Annotated in this window: 16 protein-coding genes; 9 read left to right on the top strand and 7 right to left on the bottom strand. The window is 37.7% G+C overall.

Annotated elements, in window-relative coordinates; genetic code table 11:
* The 3 genes from A5867_RS17960 to A5867_RS09545 form a co-directional block, all read right to left on the bottom strand.
* A partial coding sequence (locus A5867_RS17960) for a hypothetical protein (protein ID WP_212648497.1) occupies positions 1 to 258 on the bottom strand: 258 nt, incomplete at its 3' end.
* Between the two features lie 158 nt (positions 259 to 416).
* Positions 417 to 683 carry a hypothetical protein gene (locus A5867_RS09535; protein ID WP_249270034.1) on the bottom strand — a complete coding sequence of 89 codons (267 nt, stop codon included), beginning with the start codon at positions 681 to 683 and terminating at the stop codon, positions 417 to 419.
* Positions 684 to 869: 186 nt separating this feature from the next.
* On the bottom strand, positions 870 to 1,223 hold the full coding sequence (locus tag A5867_RS09545; RefSeq protein ID WP_010748266.1) for a hypothetical protein: 354 nt from the start codon (positions 1,221 to 1,223) through the stop codon (positions 870 to 872).
* Between the two features lie 487 nt (positions 1,224 to 1,710).
* Between A5867_RS09545 and A5867_RS09550 the strand changes: the two genes are divergently transcribed.
* Together A5867_RS09550 and A5867_RS09555 are read left to right on the top strand one after the other, a co-directional pair.
* Entirely contained in the window at positions 1,711 to 2,661 is a 951-nt protein-coding gene (locus tag A5867_RS09550; RefSeq protein WP_087627482.1) for a zinc-binding dehydrogenase, read from the top strand.
* 271 nt (positions 2,662 to 2,932) lie between these two features.
* Positions 2,933 to 3,184 carry a hypothetical protein gene (locus A5867_RS09555; protein WP_015509648.1) on the top strand — a complete coding sequence of 84 codons (252 nt, stop codon included), beginning with the start codon at positions 2,933 to 2,935 and terminating at the stop codon, positions 3,182 to 3,184.
* Between the two features lie 213 nt (positions 3,185 to 3,397).
* On the opposite strand, the gene A5867_RS09560 is transcribed toward A5867_RS09555, so the two are convergent.
* Together A5867_RS09560 and A5867_RS09565 are read right to left on the bottom strand one after the other, a co-directional pair.
* Positions 3,398 to 3,907, bottom strand: a complete 510-nt coding sequence (locus tag A5867_RS09560) for an AAA family ATPase (protein ID WP_087628168.1) — start codon at positions 3,905 to 3,907, stop codon at positions 3,398 to 3,400.
* 39 nt (positions 3,908 to 3,946) lie between these two features.
* Positions 3,947 to 4,351: a hypothetical protein gene (locus tag A5867_RS09565; protein ID WP_086295313.1), complete on the bottom strand. Its 405-nt coding sequence runs from the start codon at positions 4,349 to 4,351 to the stop codon at positions 3,947 to 3,949.
* A gap of 406 nt (positions 4,352 to 4,757) precedes the next feature.
* Between A5867_RS09565 and A5867_RS09570 the strand changes: the two genes are divergently transcribed.
* The gene (locus A5867_RS09570; RefSeq protein WP_249270035.1) at positions 4,758 to 6,830 is read left to right on the top strand and encodes a glycosyl hydrolase 115 family protein; all 2,073 of its coding nucleotides are present in this window, start codon (positions 4,758 to 4,760) and stop codon (positions 6,828 to 6,830) included.
* Positions 6,831 to 6,914: 84 nt separating this feature from the next.
* Here A5867_RS09570 and A5867_RS09575 read toward each other — a convergent pair whose 3' ends face one another.
* The gene (locus tag A5867_RS09575) at positions 6,915 to 7,427 is read right to left on the bottom strand and encodes a GNAT family N-acetyltransferase (protein WP_087627483.1); all 513 of its coding nucleotides are present in this window, start codon (positions 7,425 to 7,427) and stop codon (positions 6,915 to 6,917) included.
* 492 nt (positions 7,428 to 7,919) lie between these two features.
* On the opposite strand from A5867_RS09575, the gene A5867_RS09580 reads away from it, so the two are divergent.
* From A5867_RS09580 to A5867_RS09600, 5 genes are all read left to right on the top strand, one after another.
* Positions 7,920 to 9,497 (top strand): ABC transporter substrate-binding protein, encoded by a 1,578-nt coding sequence (locus A5867_RS09580; RefSeq protein ID WP_087627484.1) that lies wholly within the window; start codon positions 7,920 to 7,922, stop codon positions 9,495 to 9,497.
* 61 nt (positions 9,498 to 9,558) lie between these two features.
* Complete coding sequence (locus A5867_RS09585) at positions 9,559 to 10,488, top strand: ABC transporter permease (RefSeq protein WP_015509667.1); 930 nt, start codon at positions 9,559 to 9,561, stop codon at positions 10,486 to 10,488.
* An 11-nt stretch (positions 10,489 to 10,499) separates the two neighbouring features.
* The gene (locus tag A5867_RS09590; RefSeq protein WP_060791898.1) at positions 10,500 to 11,396 is read left to right on the top strand and encodes an ABC transporter permease; all 897 of its coding nucleotides are present in this window, start codon (positions 10,500 to 10,502) and stop codon (positions 11,394 to 11,396) included.
* Between the two features lie 6 nt (positions 11,397 to 11,402).
* Positions 11,403 to 12,833, top strand: coding sequence for an ATP-binding cassette domain-containing protein (locus A5867_RS18295; protein ID WP_087627485.1), 1,431 nt, complete (start codon positions 11,403 to 11,405; stop codon positions 12,831 to 12,833).
* Between the two features lie 103 nt (positions 12,834 to 12,936).
* Positions 12,937 to 13,878, top strand: coding sequence for an ABC transporter ATP-binding protein (locus A5867_RS09600; protein WP_060791900.1), 942 nt, complete (start codon positions 12,937 to 12,939; stop codon positions 13,876 to 13,878).
* A 695-nt stretch (positions 13,879 to 14,573) separates the two neighbouring features.
* On the opposite strand, the gene A5867_RS09605 is transcribed toward A5867_RS09600, so the two are convergent.
* Positions 14,574 to 15,563 (bottom strand): AraC family transcriptional regulator, encoded by a 990-nt coding sequence (locus A5867_RS09605; RefSeq protein ID WP_060791901.1) that lies wholly within the window; start codon positions 15,561 to 15,563, stop codon positions 14,574 to 14,576.
* A 176-nt stretch (positions 15,564 to 15,739) separates the two neighbouring features.
* Here A5867_RS09605 and A5867_RS09610 point away from each other — a divergent pair, with 176 nt between their 5' ends.
* The gene (locus tag A5867_RS09610) at positions 15,740 to 17,017 is read left to right on the top strand and encodes a PTS transporter subunit EIIC (protein WP_087627486.1); all 1,278 of its coding nucleotides are present in this window, start codon (positions 15,740 to 15,742) and stop codon (positions 17,015 to 17,017) included.
* The last annotated feature ends 70 nt before the right edge of the window (positions 17,018 to 17,087 follow it).

The raw sequence follows: 17,087 nt of genomic DNA on the forward strand, positions 1-17,087 counted from the left end.
ATTTATTATCTTTTTTTGCCGATCAAGATCATCGATCTCAAGAAAGAAACATGCAACTCCATTACCATCTTTGCGTGGCATACTACTTAATTTTGCAGTGCTAACAATTTCCTCAACAACACTTTTTTCGCAATATGATCTAATTGTGTCTCTCGCATCAAAGAAGTTAAAGAAAACCATCCATTTTCCTGTTTTAAATTTATCCATATTCTTTCCGGAAGTGAAATATTCCCAATTAGCTAAAATTACGTTATCCATATTTTTACCTCCTTTTAATAAGAGTAACACTTATAATAATCGATTACAATATCGTGTGAGATCGTTTTCGTTCAGTTTTATAGATTGAGAATGAAAAAAGTTATTTATTGTAAATATTTGAAAAGAGAAGTAATTTCACAGAAAAAAACCTGTGCTCTTTAGAGTATGGATCCTTTTTTCATTGCTTCAAATTCAATCATAATCCTCGTTTTACCAATCACCGTGTACTTCTTAACTACAAATTGTTTCCTACTATTAAACTCACCAGCGACAACGATTTCCATTCCCTCATCAACATCAGCCAAGAAGTTCAAACTATGCGTCGCAATCAAACAATTCATTCCATTAAGCGAGAACCGCACCAAAGGGGTCTTGCTCATCTTCAACACTCGTATCTTCGAAACTACACCTTTCATCGTTTTCACATTGATCGCCTCCGTAAGCTTGTACATAATAGCAATAATCCGTTTTACCTAAAGTGACAGCAACATAAAACTCGACACATTTTTCACCGTATAAAGCTTCCTGTGACTCTGAAATACTGTCCGGGAATTCATTTATAAACTCGGAATAGGATAAATAGCCTTGCTCGTATTGGCTGATGATATTCATCACACATCAAACCACTTTTTCTCAGAAAAGAAATCTATATTTCGAATTTCACCATATTCTATGAGGGTGGATCCGATGTAGATTCCCAAATCATTATGACCAGACAGAAACCCGGTTATATCAGGCATAAATTTTCCCAACTGAGTGTAATTTAGTTGCACGGCTAACTTTTTGTGTTTCATAAGCGCTTCCTGAAGAAACTTTCCTATTTCTTCTTCATCCATTTCTGGTTTAGGAGGGCATACATAAGCTAACTCTTTGTCAACTCTATCAATATCAGTTGTATGTTCAGACAAGAAGAATCCTATCCACTTTAATTTTTTACGATCCTCATAAGGTTTAATCATTCCCATAATTATCACTCCTTAAAGAAATTATACGAACGTTTGTTCTCTTTGTAAAGCGAACAAGAATATAAAAAAATAGATTTTTGAAAGCTGCTTTCATTTTCTTCGCCAATATTCCGCCCATCTGATAAGTAACAATACATATTCTTAATGAAGTATAGGTATTGAGTAGAATATAGGGAATTGATGAATCCAATTAAATCAATGATGAACAGGGAATGAGAAGGAAATATAAATACTGTTAAATAACGCGATGATATAAGAAGCCTTCATGGCAGTTCTGAAGATGGATGAGGACGAACCGAAGAAATAATCTGTTTTGACGGATGTCAGTAAGAGGAATAAAATGAAAGTACCTTCGAGAGAAGGTGCTTTTTTTAATAAAAGGAAAAATATAAAATGACCGAAGGGACATTCGTCGGTTGTTTAGTAGATAGTTTCAATCGATTGATGCGTGGCTTTTGATAGATTGAAGATCGGAGATGATTTGCGCATGAAGGCGTTGTATTTTAATGAATTCGGTGATTCAACTGTTTTAACATATGGGGATTTGCCGGATCCCATCATTCATGAAAATGAGCTATTGGTAGAAATGGTGTATATTGGGTTGAATTATGCTGATATTTATCGGAGAAAGGGCACCTATCATATTGAATCCCGAGAGCCTCTTATTAATGGCTATGAAGGGGTAGGGAGGATTATTCAAAAAGGAACATCTGTCTCCAAGTTTCAGCTAGGGGAAACGATTCTTTTTGTGGATGTTCCTTTTGCTAATGCAGAATTGGTGGCTGTTCCTGAGGAAAATGCCATCCGTATCCCATCAGGTATACCACCTAAATTAGCAGCCAGTATTGGTCTGCAAGGGTTGACAGCTGATTTTTTAGCTCATGATCTTGGCAATAATGTGAATCATAGTAAGGTCTTCGTCCATGGGATAAGTGGTGGCGTCGGACAAATTTTATCGCAATTATTAACCGCAGATGGTCTAGAAGTGTATGGCGTCACTTCTACGGAAGAAAAGCGGCAACTGGCTTTAGACCAAGGCGCAAAACAAGTTTTTTTAAGAAATACAGAATGGCAAGATACCTACACTTCTTTCTTTGATACCGTTTATGATGGCATTGGGCATACATTAGCCGAAAGTGTCGACTTGCTCAAAAATAGAGGGAAGGTTGTCTTTTTTGGCATGGCCGGCGGAAATCCGCCAGCGATCGACTTTATTCCCTTGCTATCTAAATCAAAAAGTATTTTGACAGGAGATCTCTGGGATTACTTGACAAGTTTTCAAGAGCGGGAGAGAAGAAGCTCTCGATTGTTTGACTACTTTAGCAAGGATCAAATGAAAATCAGTCAACCAACCATTTTTTCATTAGCTGACGGAAAAGCTGCCCATGATTATTTAGAATCTGGAAAAAGTATCGGTAAAATTCTGCTGCAACCATAAGAAGGTAAAAAACTAGATGTTTTTATTGCAAACGATACACCGAATGTTTGATGTTTCACTAAGGCATTTTTTATATAATCGATAGTTCTCTTATGATACATCTTTAAGGATAAAAATAAATGTAAAATGAATAGAATATTGCAAAAAAATTATAGCTTTTATCTATTCAGTGAGAATAAGATAAAACTTTGTGATACACAGTACATTTAATTTGAAAATATTTAATTACAGCAGTAAGATAAATATATCAAATACTTAAGGAGTGATATCTATGACAAACTATGAAGAAAAGGAAGCAAAAGCATTGGTAAAGATTGCAGAGGTTCTTGATAAGTTAGATGAAAATTTAGCTGAATTAGACACACTAGATGCAGATGCAAAAAAACATAGTATGAAGAAATGGATCGTTGAGAAAAAAGCGATTCATGAAATCAAAAAGATCGCACACGAAGCCGGTAAGTATGAAAAGTACGATGAAAAAGCACTACAAAAAGAAATTGATGAAGTTGAGAAGTATATGTAATTGAAGAATAATAAGAAATTGTCACCATTATTCAGCAATTGAAATCTGAATTGATAAAAGCCAGATTTCAATTGAAGATTTAGAATTGACAATGATCTCAATAAGCCCATGCTCTTATGAGTGTGGGCTTATTTGTGTCAGTCACAAGAAGTAGCTCTCTGAGAATAGTTGCGTTAAAAAACATGGGCCAAAATTTACTAATTGAAGGAATATTTAAGAAGATGCCAAAATTAATTTTCTTATTTTTGAAACGGTCTCCGCAACAGAGTAATGGGAAATATCAATTTTTCTTGAACGCAATTCAGTATATTTTGGTAACCTATCCAGTGAACGCTGTAAATCAGATAGTGTTCGTTTCCCGGTGGTTATATCTCCTTCAAAGTTTTTCTGCAATTTTTCTGGCGAGGCAATTAATGAGAAGTGTTGCACGTCAATATCTTCCAATGCGATGCCGTTCAAGACTCGATCCACAATTTTTTGCTCATCCATAACCCAGCAAAAATAAATGACGTTGATCATAGAGTTATTGATAAAAGAGTTTAACAGAAAATGGATATTGTTGATCACCATATCCTTATTCTCTTCATTGACGATAAACGGATTCATCATCCAGCACCAATCCCCGTCAAGGTAAACAGACTGCTTTGTTTGTTTGGATAGTTCTTCAGTTATAGTTGATTTACCAATTCCCATCGTACCACTGATCAATATAAGCTTTTTCATCAGACTACCGCCAGCTTTCATATAAAAAGTATTTTTTTCTCAATCCAAAAACGTGTTTAGATTTTTAACTGTGATCCAACCATTCTCTTTCCACAGCCCAATCTCTTCAGAGCAAGCTACTTTTTCACTCGGTTCCTCATGCAAAAACAATTGGATTTTCTGTCCGTACAGTAGTTTTCGAGTCAAAGCAAAGGTTGCTTCCGCAAAGCCAGCTGCACCGATATAACCACAGATGCCATTTTTTTCTTTGTTATACAAATAAAAAATCTCGGCTTTTTCTATGTCTTTATAAAAGTCTACGAATAAGGTTGGAAACTGAGTAGAAAGATCGTCCGTGGCTTTTGGATAATTGATCACCTGATGACCATTTTCAGTAAGTGTATTCGTCAGTTCTTCAAAATCCTTTTGAAAAGCGATACTTCCAGAAATAATTATTTTTGACATGCTATGGCTCCTTGTCGTTGATTTACTTCATTATATCAGGATGAAGGTGCTAAGCGAGGGAAATTTTAGCTAACTTGTATCGCCAATCTAGTAATGGGAAGGACGAAATTATTGATTGAATTAAAGTAATCTGTCTATGAGAGACGTGTTTACTTAAAAGAAGACGATTAAAACCACAATACGAAAAAAGTCTGTTTTTTTAATTTTTTCATCGATTTTCTCTATTTTTTTGGGGAAAGGTTTCGTTTATTCTATACTTGTAAACGATCTCAAAGTGTTTAAATGGGGATTATTAGAATGATTTTTAGAATGTGGTCCTATTTTTTCTAAGAGCGAATTGACTATCAAGTTATAGATAGAATATTAGTTACAGTACAGTAGTTGGATTTTCATTAGAGTTAAAATAATGAAAGAAAAAGATGAAACGGGGGATTACATGGAAACAACATTTTTCATTTCGAAAAATACTTCTATCACGTCAAAACAGCTGGAAAATGAAGTGATTGGGCATGCTTGCGAGATATTGCAGCGTGACATTTTAACCGTTGTGGCAGACACAAAGAAGGCAAATGAAATTGAATTGGTTTTACTTGATGAAAAAAATGAAACGGATGCTTTTCATATACTTTTCGTATCGCTAGATAAAGTAAAAGTGTGTGCTGAAACACCGTTAGGATTAATGTATGGGGTTCTTGAAATCTCTCATAAAATTTTAGGTGTTCAACCCTTTTGGTATTTCATGGAGATTCCCCCAATAAAAAAGCCATTTATTGAATGGACAGGTTTTGACTTAACATTGCCTGATTTTGCAACGGACTATCGGGGCTGGTTCGTTAATGATGAGTTGCTGCTGGATCAATGGGAAGATAATGGTTCAAATGAATATGTATGGGAACGTATTTATGAAACATTGTTACGTTTAGGCGGAAATGTCATCATCCCTGGAACAGATAAGAACAGTCATAGACATCGAGAAAGTGCGCAAGCGATGGGGTTGATCTATACACATCATCATGCCGAGCCACTAGGCGCTGAGATGTTTGCTAGAAGGTATCCCAGTTTGAAGGCTTCATACGAGGAACATTTTGTGTTGTTTCAGGAATTATGGAAAAAAGCCTTACACGAGCAAAAAGGTACCAAGGTTATTTACACACTCAGTTTTCGTGGACAAGGGGATTGTCCTTTTTGGGCAGAAGATCTTGATCGACAGTGGTCAGCAGCAGAAAAAGCAGCAGTGATCAACGAAGTCGTCCATCTGCAATATCATATGGTTAAAGAAGTCGATCCTCATGCAGTATGTTCAATGAACATTTATGGGGAGATGACGGAATTATTTAATCTTGGTTTACTTGAGCTTCCGGATGATGTGATTGAGATTTGGGCGGATAATGGTTATGGCAAAATGGTTTCTCGTAGACAAGAAAATCACGATCCACGAGATGAGGTGCTAACAAACACATCAAAACCAAATCAATCAAGAGGAATCTATTATCATGTTGCCTTTCATGATTTACAAGCATCTAATTTCTTGACGATCTTGCCTAATAGCCCAGAATTTGTTTCTAGAGAGTTAATGGCGGTTAGAGAAGTCAAGATGGATAAGTTTGTCTTAGTCAATACAGGCAACATAAAACCGCATATTTTGTTCTTACAAGAAATAGCGAATTTCTGGCGAGCAGATTATCAGTTACGAACCAATCAAGAGATAATTTCAGAGCATGTAACACAATATTATCAAAATCAGCAAGAAGAGATCCAAGCTGTCTATGAAGCTTACTTTGAAGCGATTATTCGCTATGGAACACATGAGGATCAAACCGCTGGGGACGAGTTTGCCTGTTATTTGATTCGAAAAATTATTCAATCTTGGCTCAAGCAAGAAACAAAAATTCCGAGGATAGAATGGTTGACGGGTGATCGGAAAATCAAGGAGCAAGTCACAGAAATTTTCTCTATGGTAGGAGAAAAGATAGCAGCCTGGGAGAATCTATTGCTGAGATGCCAGCAGATTACATCATCCCTTCAGGATAAACGTGCGCAAAATGCTCGCTTTTTTAATGATATTTACCTCTCAGTAGCCGTTCAATGCAAAACATTAAAAGCACTGCTCCATTTGTTAGACGCTTATCAGATGCTTGATCGGGAAGAAATGGTCTTTGTATTTGTAAAAGTTTTCGATGCGTTAGAAGAAATCCATCAACTAATTCAAATACTAAAGGAAAATCCAAGTGATACATGGTATGATTTTTATGAAAATGATGGCTATACCAACCTAACATTGACAAAAGAGATGATCAAAAGTCTGTTGTCTTACATTCGTATCATTGGCGATGGTCCAGATCAAGATCAATGGGAGAGAAAATATATTATGGATCCCACTGAATCAAGAGTTATGTTGCTTTCAAATACTAAAAAAGCGTTGACGGATGAAAAGTTAGCAAGAAAAATCAGAGTAAGTTTTAGAAAAATTCCTAAATAATATTAATTTGAGATGAAACGCCATTCAAAAGTTAGACTAAATATCTTACTTTTGAATGGCGTTTCATTTAGTATGCAGTTTTTATTAGAATTCACTAGGCGAATCGTCCAATTCCAGCACCATATTATACCAAGCAACATTTGCATGTTGGGAATCTGACAGCCCTTCTAGTTGATAGCCATGCTTTTTGTAATATGGAATCAATGATTTTAAACAAGTTAAGGTGATTCCTTTTCTGTTTTGAAGACGACATTGTTCTTCGAGGGCTGACAGTAGTTTACTACCAATCTGACAGTTTCTATAATCAGGAGCGACAGCTAAGCTCAGAATACTTTGGTAGCCACCAAAAGGCTGATTAGGACAAGTACTTTCAAAGAGATCGTCAGAGAGATAACGTTTAGAAATAATGGGCCCTACAACGTAGCCAATCGGACAATCCTTTTCATTTATAGCAACAATAAAACTGTCACTTATTGTATGTATTCGATCCATCATCGATGTTTTGGATGCTGCTTCATCAGCTGTAAATCCTGCATTTTCAATCTGCATGATTTGATCGATATCCTCTTCTTTTGGTGGTCTGAAGAAAATGTTCATTCAATCACTCCCATCTTTATTCAAAAATAGTTTATCACATAATGACATATGACGTTTATATTTGAGAACGATAAAATTTAGAGACTCAAAATTCCTAGTACAGAATCGTTGTCACACTTTCAATCAAATGAAACAAAAAGAAGAATTAGTAGTTGTTAACTGAATGGGTTCTTATAAGAAAAAGTCAAATTAATGATAATAAATCGCAATTCTTCATTTTATTCTAACAAAATGACAATTTTCTTAGGTATTCATCACAAATCTATCACATTTCCAAGCTAAAGTTTGTTATTATCTGAAAATTTTCATCATTCAGATAAAAGCTTCTTCATTATGAGCAAATTTTTTATAGTTAGTTGATAGAAAACAGGACGAGCGTATGTGTTTTCGATCCAAGTTACACGCCAATGCGTCTAATTTCTATATTTGCTGGTATGAAGAAGAGCGCAAAAAAAAAATCCTTAAGTTACAGGGGACGAAATGGAGGATAACATGAAAAAAAGGAAAACAAGCTGGGCTCTCGTATTGTTAACAAGTCTGATGGTATTAGGTGCTTGTGGTAGTGGAGGCCAAGACCCAACAGATAGTTCGGGAGGGAATGTGTCAGGGGGAGCTAGTTCTGATCCTAATGTATTAGTGGTCGCATCAGGTGCGGATCCAGTGACATTAGATATCCATCAAACGAACGACCAAGCAACTACCAGGGTAGCAAGACAGATTTATGAAACACTGATCAAACAGACGAACGATCTTGAGTTAGTGCCAGGGTTAGCAACAAAGTGGGAAGAAATTGAAGAGAACCTTTATGAGTTCAAGTTGCGAGAAGATGTTGTCTTTCATAATGGGGAAGCGATGACAGCTTCTGATGTTGCCTACACCCTTCGACGGGCGGTTGACTCACCTTCGATCAGTCATATCATTGGTTCGATCGATCCTGATACGATCGAAGTGATCGATGATCATACGATCCTTATCGGGACAAATGGTGCCTTCGGGCCTTTCTTGACTCATTTAGCACATCCTGCGGTTGGAATTTTGAGTGAGAAAGCTGTGGAAGAAGCTGGTGAAGATTATGGTATCAGCAGCGTTGTGGGAACGGGTCCCTTTGAATTTGTTGAATGGGCAACCGGTAGTCACGTGACGTTGGATCGATTTGACGATCACTGGGATGAGCCAGCGGGAATGGAAAGAATTGAGTTTCGGACAATTACAGATTCAAGTGTTCGTTTGATTGAACTAGAGTCAGGAACCGTCGATATTGTTTATGATATCGCTCCTTCTGATAATGAAAAGGTTGAAGAAAACGATGAATTGACTTTATTAGCGACAGAAAATTTAGGAACGGAATACTTAGGTTTCAACGTTCGAAATGATACACCATTGCAAGAAGTAGGGGTACGTCGCGCGATTGCCCATGCTATCGATGTCGAATCGATTATCCAAACGGTTCATATGGGGATCGGGACTCAAATGAGTGGACCGATCAACGAATTGGTTTTTGGATATAATGAAAACTTGGAAGCTACTCCTTATGACGTTGAATTAGCAAAAGAACTATTAGCAGAAGCTGGTTATCCAGATGGCGGGTTCTCCCTTTCGTTGTATGTCGGTGATAACAATCAAGAACGAATCCGTGTCTCGCAGGTTGTTTCCGCTGCTTTAGAAGAATTAGGTATCACTGTTGAGGTCAACCAAATGGAGTGGGGAGCATTTTTAGATGCTGCAGCAGCTGGTGAACCAGATATGTTCTTACTAGGTTGGACAACGATCACAACAGATGCTGACTATGGATTGTATCCGCTGTTCCATTCAAGTAGCTTTGGCGAAGCTGGAAATCGTACGTTCTATCATAATGAACGGGTAGATGAATTACTTGATGCAGCTCGTAGCACTTCTGACCAAGAGGAACGCTTGGCCTATTATCATGAGGCGCAAGAGATTATCAATGATGAGATGCCATGGGTTTACTTACAAACCAGAGAAAATGTTTCAGGTATCCGCAACTGGGTGCAAGGGTTCGAACATCATCCAACTGGAAGTTACTTCTTAGATACGGTGTCAAAAAACTAAATTGGATTGAGAGTATAAAATAAAGAGCCGCAATGGCTCTTTATTTTGAGGAGATGAATAGATGTTCCAATATATTGTAAAACGAATTCTGTGGTTGTTTCCTATCCTGCTAGGCGTCTCTTTTATTGTATTTACGATTATGTATCTATCACCTGGAGACCCTGTAACGATGGTGTTGGGGGAAGGAGCGACTCCTGAACAATATGAGGCCATGCGTGTGCAAATGGGGCTTGACCGTAGTTTTATCGAACAATTTTTTCATTATATAAAAAATGTTGTCGTCGAATTTGATCTTGGGAGATCGTATGTTTCTGGCCGGGTGGTCATGGATGAAATCCTAGTCCGTTTGCCCAACACAATCAAATTATCAGTATGGAGTGTGTTATTTGCCTCGCTGATTGGTATTCCACTGGGAGTGATCTCTGCTTCGAGACCTTATTCCAAGGTTGATAATTTCGTGATGTTTCTTTCACTAGTTGGGGTTTCTATGCCAACCTTTTGGCAGGCACTCCTTTTAATTATTCTTTTTACTTCTACCCTGGGCTGGTTGCCAGCATCTGGTTTTGATACTTGGCAGCAAATGATCATGCCAGTATTTGCATTGGCTTCCTCGTCAATTGGCACGATCGCCCGGATCACAAGGTCGAGTATGATGGACGTTTTAGACCAAGATTATATTCGCACGGCAAAAGCCAAAGGAGTAAATGGTTCAAAGGTGACGTTCCATCATGCTTTAAGAAATGCCTTGATTCCCGTAGTGACAGTCATTGGTTTGCAGTTTGGGGCTTTATTAGGTGGGGCTGTATTGACCGAGACTGTTTTTAGTATCAATGGGATCGGGACATTGATGGTGAATGCGATCCGTACAAGAGACACAATGATCGTCCAAGGCGGTGTTTTATTTATTGCATTTATTTTTACGATGGTTAATCTATGTGTCGATATTCTCTATGCATATATCGATCCGCGAATTAAAACCTCATATGATTAAGGGAGGAACTCATGTTTTCTAGAAAAAAGGCCATTGCGAAAACGCAAGCACTTGCAGGCGTACCAGAAGGATCGAAACAAGAGATTTGGCTTTCCTTAAAAGCAAATCGCCGAGCAATGTTTGGGTTACTATTTATCACGTTACTGACGATTACTGCGATTTTTGCAGACTTTATAGCTCCCTATGGTATGCGGGAGCAAAATCTAGCCAATGCATTGCAATTTCCAAGTCGTTCTCATTGGTTTGGGACAGATGACTTGGGACGTGACGTATTGTCTCGTTTGATTTACGGCACGAGAATATCGCTTACTGTAGGCGTTTGTGCGGTGTTACTGGCACTCTTTTTTGGTGGCATCTTAGGTGTCTTATCCGGTTATTTCAGAGGGTGGATCGATACGCTGATTATGCGTTTTTGTGACATCTTACTATCCATCCCTTCCATTTTGTTGGCAATCGCCATCGTGGCTTCTTTGGGATCCAGTCTGCCGAACATGATCTTGGCGATCGGGTTGGCGAATATCCCCATTTTTGCTCGTATTATTCGGGCAAGTGTGATGGCGGTCAAAGAGAAGCAATTTATTGAAGCTGGAAAAGCGCTGGGCGCAAATAATGGATTGCTGATTTTTAAACACATCTTGCCAAATATCCTTTCACCAGTCATTGTGCATTCATCAATGGGCGTTGCCACAGCAATTTTATCTGCTGTTGGCTTAGGATTTATTGGCTTAGGTATGGAGGCTTCCGTTGCGGAATGGGGAACGATGTTAAATTTTGGACGAGGCTATATCCGAACACATCCCTACCTGACGATTTATCCAGGGATCGCGATCATGTTGACCATTTTATCCTTCAATTTGATCGGTGACGGAATCCGAGATGCCATCGATCCGAAGATGAGAGAGAGGTAAGCAGTTATGGACACGATCATGCGCGTCAAGAATCTACAAAAGTATTTTCCTGTAAAGAAGAAAAACTTTTTTGGGGTGGGAAAAGACTATGTGAAAGCAAATAAAGATCTTACGATCGATATATATGAAGGAGAAACATTGGGCATCGTCGGTGAAAGTGGCTGTGGAAAATCGACCTTTGGACGCACGATTATTCAGCTCCAGCGACAAACCGGAGGCTCGACCCTTTACTATGGAGAGACGATCGAAGATTTCATGCCTTGTTACGTAAAAAAAGTCTATCAACAACTGCCACAAAAGATGAAACAGTTTACTGATTCTGTCAATGAGCTCCAGTCGATCGAATCAAAACTCGCTACTGATTCAGCTGCTGATGTAGAAGCAACAACGGAATGGTTGCGTCTAAAGAAAATCGCTTTTGAAAATGAATATGGCAATACCCTACGATTAGTCGGAGGCTTGATTTTGCATGATGATCTAAAAAAGGTCAGTAAGCTTCTTTCGTCTCGTTACGAAGCTGCAGCAAAAGTTGCCGCTAGCAAGCGAGCGTTAACATTTAATCAGCAAAAACAAGCGATGAATGGGGCAGTGGATCAATCAGAGCTCATAAATTTGGAAAAAACGATCGCTGAACAACAAAATGACTTAGCAGCTATTGATAAGCAAGTCGCACAACTAAAAAAAGATGTCATGAACAAAAAAGAATTTTCATACTATGAAGAGCAGCTTGATTCTGGCATCGATCTAGCTGCTTTGACTCAAAAGGAATCAAGAGTTTTACGAAAAGACCTGCAAATTATCTTTCAGGACCCTTACTCCTCACTAGATCCACGGTTAACAGTGGGTGATATTATTGGAGAAGGTTTGTTGATACACAAATTTTTTGCTAGTAAAAAGGACCCAAACTATGAAACCTATATTCTTGATATCATGGAAAAATGCGGGTTAAAGAAAGAATTTATTCATCGCTATCCGCATCAATTTTCTGGTGGACAACGACAACGAATCGGGATTGCTCGTGCCTTAGCTTTAAAGCCCAAATTCATTGTTTGCGATGAAGCTGTTTCAGCGTTAGATGTTTCGATTCAGTCACAGATCATCAATTTGCTTCATGATTTGCGGGAAGAACTCAATTTGACTTACTTGTTTATCACCCATGATCTTGGAGTCGTAAAATTTATTTCTGATCGGATCGGTGTGATGTATTTTGGGCATCTTGTAGAATTAGCTTCAGCTGAGACGATTTTTTCTAACCCGATCCATCCGTACACACGGCAATTATTAAATGCCATTCCAACGCTAGACGAAGAGTATCGCCCATGGGCTCTTGATGAAACCCATCCTGATTTGGCATTCAACTATTCAAAAGAAACGGATGCTGATCCAGATTGGGTAGAAGTCGAGCCGAATCATTTTGTGAAGTGTACGCGAAAATAGTTTTTTTAGAACATAGAAATTGAAACATGGTTGATGAGTCAATCAATCGAACCATAAGCATGATACGATTGGTTTAATGGGAAAAAATCAAAAGGAGGTCCAGATGGATTTACTAGAAGTTGATAATCTGCATACGTATTTTGATACGAAACGGGGCACTGTCAAAGCTGTCAAAGGCGTTACTTTTTCATTAAAAAGAGGGAAGACATTAGGAATCGTTGGAGAAAGTGGGAGTGGCAAAAGTCAAACAGCCATGTCGATCCTTCAACTTTTTCAGCGAAATCAGTATATAGCGGAAGGGCAGATCCGTTTTGATGGAAAAAATATCCTCGAATTAAGCAAAAAAGAGCTTTTAAAAATTCGTGGAAATGATATTTCAATGATCTTTCAAGAGCCTATGACAAGTTTGAATCCGGTATTTACAATCAAAGCACAACTGACAGAAGCCTTGAAACTTCATCAGCACGTCGACAATAAGACGGCGACTTTACGGGCATATGAGCTGTTAGAAGCTGTCAAGATCACAGATCCTAAACGAGTAGCCAAGCAATATCCTCATCAGTTATCTGGAGGAATGAGTCAGCGGGTAATGATCGCAATGGCATTAGCCTGCAATCCGAAGCTATTGATTGCCGATGAACCGACTACCGCACTCGATGTGATCATCCAAGCAGAAATCCTTAAGTTAATGAATGAGTTAAAAGACAAGCTGGATACAAGTATTTTATTTATTACCCATGATTTGGGTGTCATTAGTAAAATGGCCGATGATGTGATCGTGATGCATGGGGGAAAAATCGTCGAGAGTGCCCCAATCAATGAGATATTCAAAAATGCTTACCATCCGTACACAAGGCGCTTGCTTGCTGCGTTTTTAAGAACCGACATTCGAAACAAGAAAACAGCGCCTGATGATTTTTACAGTAAGGAAAACAATGTCTTTGATTTCACCACATTTAAAACAGAAGAAACAGCGGACCCGGATTGGGTTCAGGTAGGAACTAATCATTTTGTCGCTGCTAATTTGAGAAAAATCGATAACTAAATGAAAAAGTCGTAAAACAAAATGAATTAACTGCTTATCTCGGCTCTTCAGTATATAAGCTTGAAAGAGAATGATATAACTGAAAATTTAGATCTCTTCGACATTTAGTGTTGGTAGAGAAAGACACAACTGAAAATTTAGTCAAAACCAGTTACGCATAGTGCTTAACTGGTTTTAACGTCGATACAAAAAAGCTTTGAACGAAGTAAAATCTTGCTCGTAAATAAAACAGGAAATGATATCATGCGTATAGTAAATTTCTCTCTTAAAAGTTTGCAAAATTGAGTTCAACAAGAGAATATCTGTTTTAAATCATGTTTCAACACTAGAAAATATCTATTAAATAATTGCATTTCGGATATGTTTACCCAAGAGGCAAAATCAGAATCCGTATACTGATTAAACTCTCAAAGATTCTACTCAATTACAGTCTTTTCAACGATCTCAAATACTAGGTGCTGCTGGAGTATATTTATGTTCTATTACAAGTATCGAATGAGAAATAGTATTGACTAGAATCATACAGTGAGGCACATTTTGCTCATTGAGCTTTTATTAAGTTAGAAGGTAGTTTATTCAAAAGGCTGGCCTGTCTTTTTTACCTTCTCAATAACTTTTAGGACTTCTGCATGGGAAGAATCATTTTTGAAAAAATAGAATAGGTTGCTTTAGTGGTAACTTGACTTTATGTTTTATTAAAAATGCAGCTTTCTTCTTGTACCAGGAGTAATGCCATATGTTTCTTTAAATTTTTGGTAAAAGAAATTAATATTCTCAAAGCCGACTTGCTGCGAAATATCAACGATATCCATGTCGGTTGAAAGTAAAAAACGATCTGCTGCCAAGATACGTTGATTGATTACAAGTTTTTTGTAAGAATAGCCGGTATGTTTTTTTAAAAGATTGGACAGATAATTGGGATTAAGGTTGAATTGTTCCGATAATTCTGTCAAAGTCAAATTTGCGTAATTTTTCTCGATGTATTTCAAAATTGGAACAATCGGGCTCTTTCGATATTGATCGGAACGATCCGTATAAGAATCTTGATAGATATTCACAAGATCCGAAATGATCAAACTCAACAATCCTTCACAAATGTCGGTATATGCTGTGGAACGATCAAACCATTCGCATAACAACTCTTTAAAAAAGAACTGTAGACGTGTCCTTGTTTCTGAAGCAAAATGAATAAATCGATCATGTTTCATTCCATGAGTGATGGCTTCAATAAAGAATGAAGTCAAAACGCTGTCCGAGGAAAAACGGTTGAAGAAATTTGCAGTTAAATAGTACTTGGGAATAATCAAATTAATGAGAATATCATCTTCGCCAAGCGGTTCAATCTTGTGAACAGTATTTGCATCCATCAGCAAAATTTGCCCTTCATACAGAAAATGTGGTTCATTGTTAATGATCTGCTGACATTTTCCAGCATACATATAGTTAAATTCAATCCAATCATGACAGTGAATAGGATAATTCTGAAAACGAGAATGTCGTTTTATAAAAAACGGCTGATCTTTAGTAATCATCTGTGAATCTGTCAGTTCCATACAAAGAACTTCTTGATCGTTAACAACTACTTTTTTAAAATCTGAATAGTCGGGTTTTAAATTGCCGTCACGGTAAGCTTCTTCATGAGAAGAAACTTCACGGATCAAGTTGTCTAGCGCTAAATGGTCCATCGTTTTACTCCTTTTTTTCGATTTTAACAATCCGTTATCGAGTAGTCAAATCTGTGTTTTTGTTAAAAAGAAAGCGTTTATTGATATTCGCGTCAGTAGAATAATTTGTTATATTGAAAACAAGTTGAAATTGAAGGCGCTATCAAATCAACAATAAATGAATGGAAGGAAATATTATGAAAGAAAAAATCACAGGTTATTTCGATAAATTAAGTCCTTTTTTTGACAAATTAGGCAACAATGCTTATTTAAAATCGATCTCCGGTGCGATGATGGGGACACTAGGTCCTATTTTGATCGGCTCGATCGCTGTTTTACTTCTAGTATTACCTAATAGTCTTCCAGCACTTTCATTTTTAGCTAGTTTCGCAAATGTTTTTAGCAAACTAAATCAAATAACTATTGGCTCGATGGCTGTTTATGTCGTGGTATTAATGGCTTATCATTTAGTGAAAAATCTACGTCCGTCAGAAGATGGTATTTCCGCTGCTATTATCGCATTGCTTAGTTTCTTTATCATTACCCCTCTAGGTACAACGACGGATGAAGTCAGCGCGATTCCAGCTACTTGGCTAAGTGCACAAGGAGTATTTTCCGCAATGATCGTTGGTTTGGTAAGTGGAAGAGTATATATTTGGCTGAAAGACAAAGGTTGGACGATCAAAATGCCAGCAGGTGTACCTCCTATGGTAACAAAAGTATTTGAATCAATTTTGCCTACGGTTCTTATCAGTGTGCTCTTCATTGTATTAAATTCACTCTTTGAAGCAACCAGCTTCGGCAACATGCATCAGTTTGTTTACAGTATCATACAAGAACCGCTTCAAGGGATCGGAGGATCAATCAGTGCAGTCATTCTGATCTCACTGATTCAACAGGTTTTGTGGTTTTTCGGTATTCATGGAACAAATGTCGTTATGCCGATCGTTCAAGCCCTGTGGATGGCAATGGACGTCGAGAACTTAAACGCTGTTGCGGCAGGCCAAACACCGCCAAACATTACTGGCTATGCATTCTTTATGATCATAACTTGGAGCGGTATGGGCTTAGGATTAGCATTATTAATGCTGCGAGCGAAAAGCAAGCAGTATCGAGAAACAGGGAAAGTCGCAATTGTTCCAGCTCTTTTCGGAATCACTGAACCATTGATTTTTGGTACGCCTTTGGTATTAAACTTTAAATTAGCGGTACCATTCATTACCAATAATAGCATTGCTTTAATTTTAGCTTATGTTTTAACACGTTTTGGATTTGTCGCTCGTTTTACTGGTGTTACTGCCATTTTCGGTTTACCAATTGGGTTCCATGCAGCTGTTCAAGGGAAACTATCGATTATCATTCTACAGTTGTTCATTCAACTGATTTTGTCACCGATATTATGGTATCCGTGGTTTAAAAAGCTGGATAAAGAAACCTATCAATTGGAACAAGCCGCATTGAAGGAGAAAGTGTAAACTCGATGAAGAAAGCGGCTAGTGTCGCTTTCTTCTTTTTACATGTGGCACTAAAAGAGAAAAGAGGAGC

Origin of the sequence: Enterococcus sp. 6D12_DIV0197 (genome assembly GCF_002174385.1) — a bacterium.
In the GTDB taxonomy this organism is placed as follows: Bacteria; Bacillota; Bacilli; order Lactobacillales; family Enterococcaceae; genus Enterococcus_D; species Enterococcus_D casseliflavus.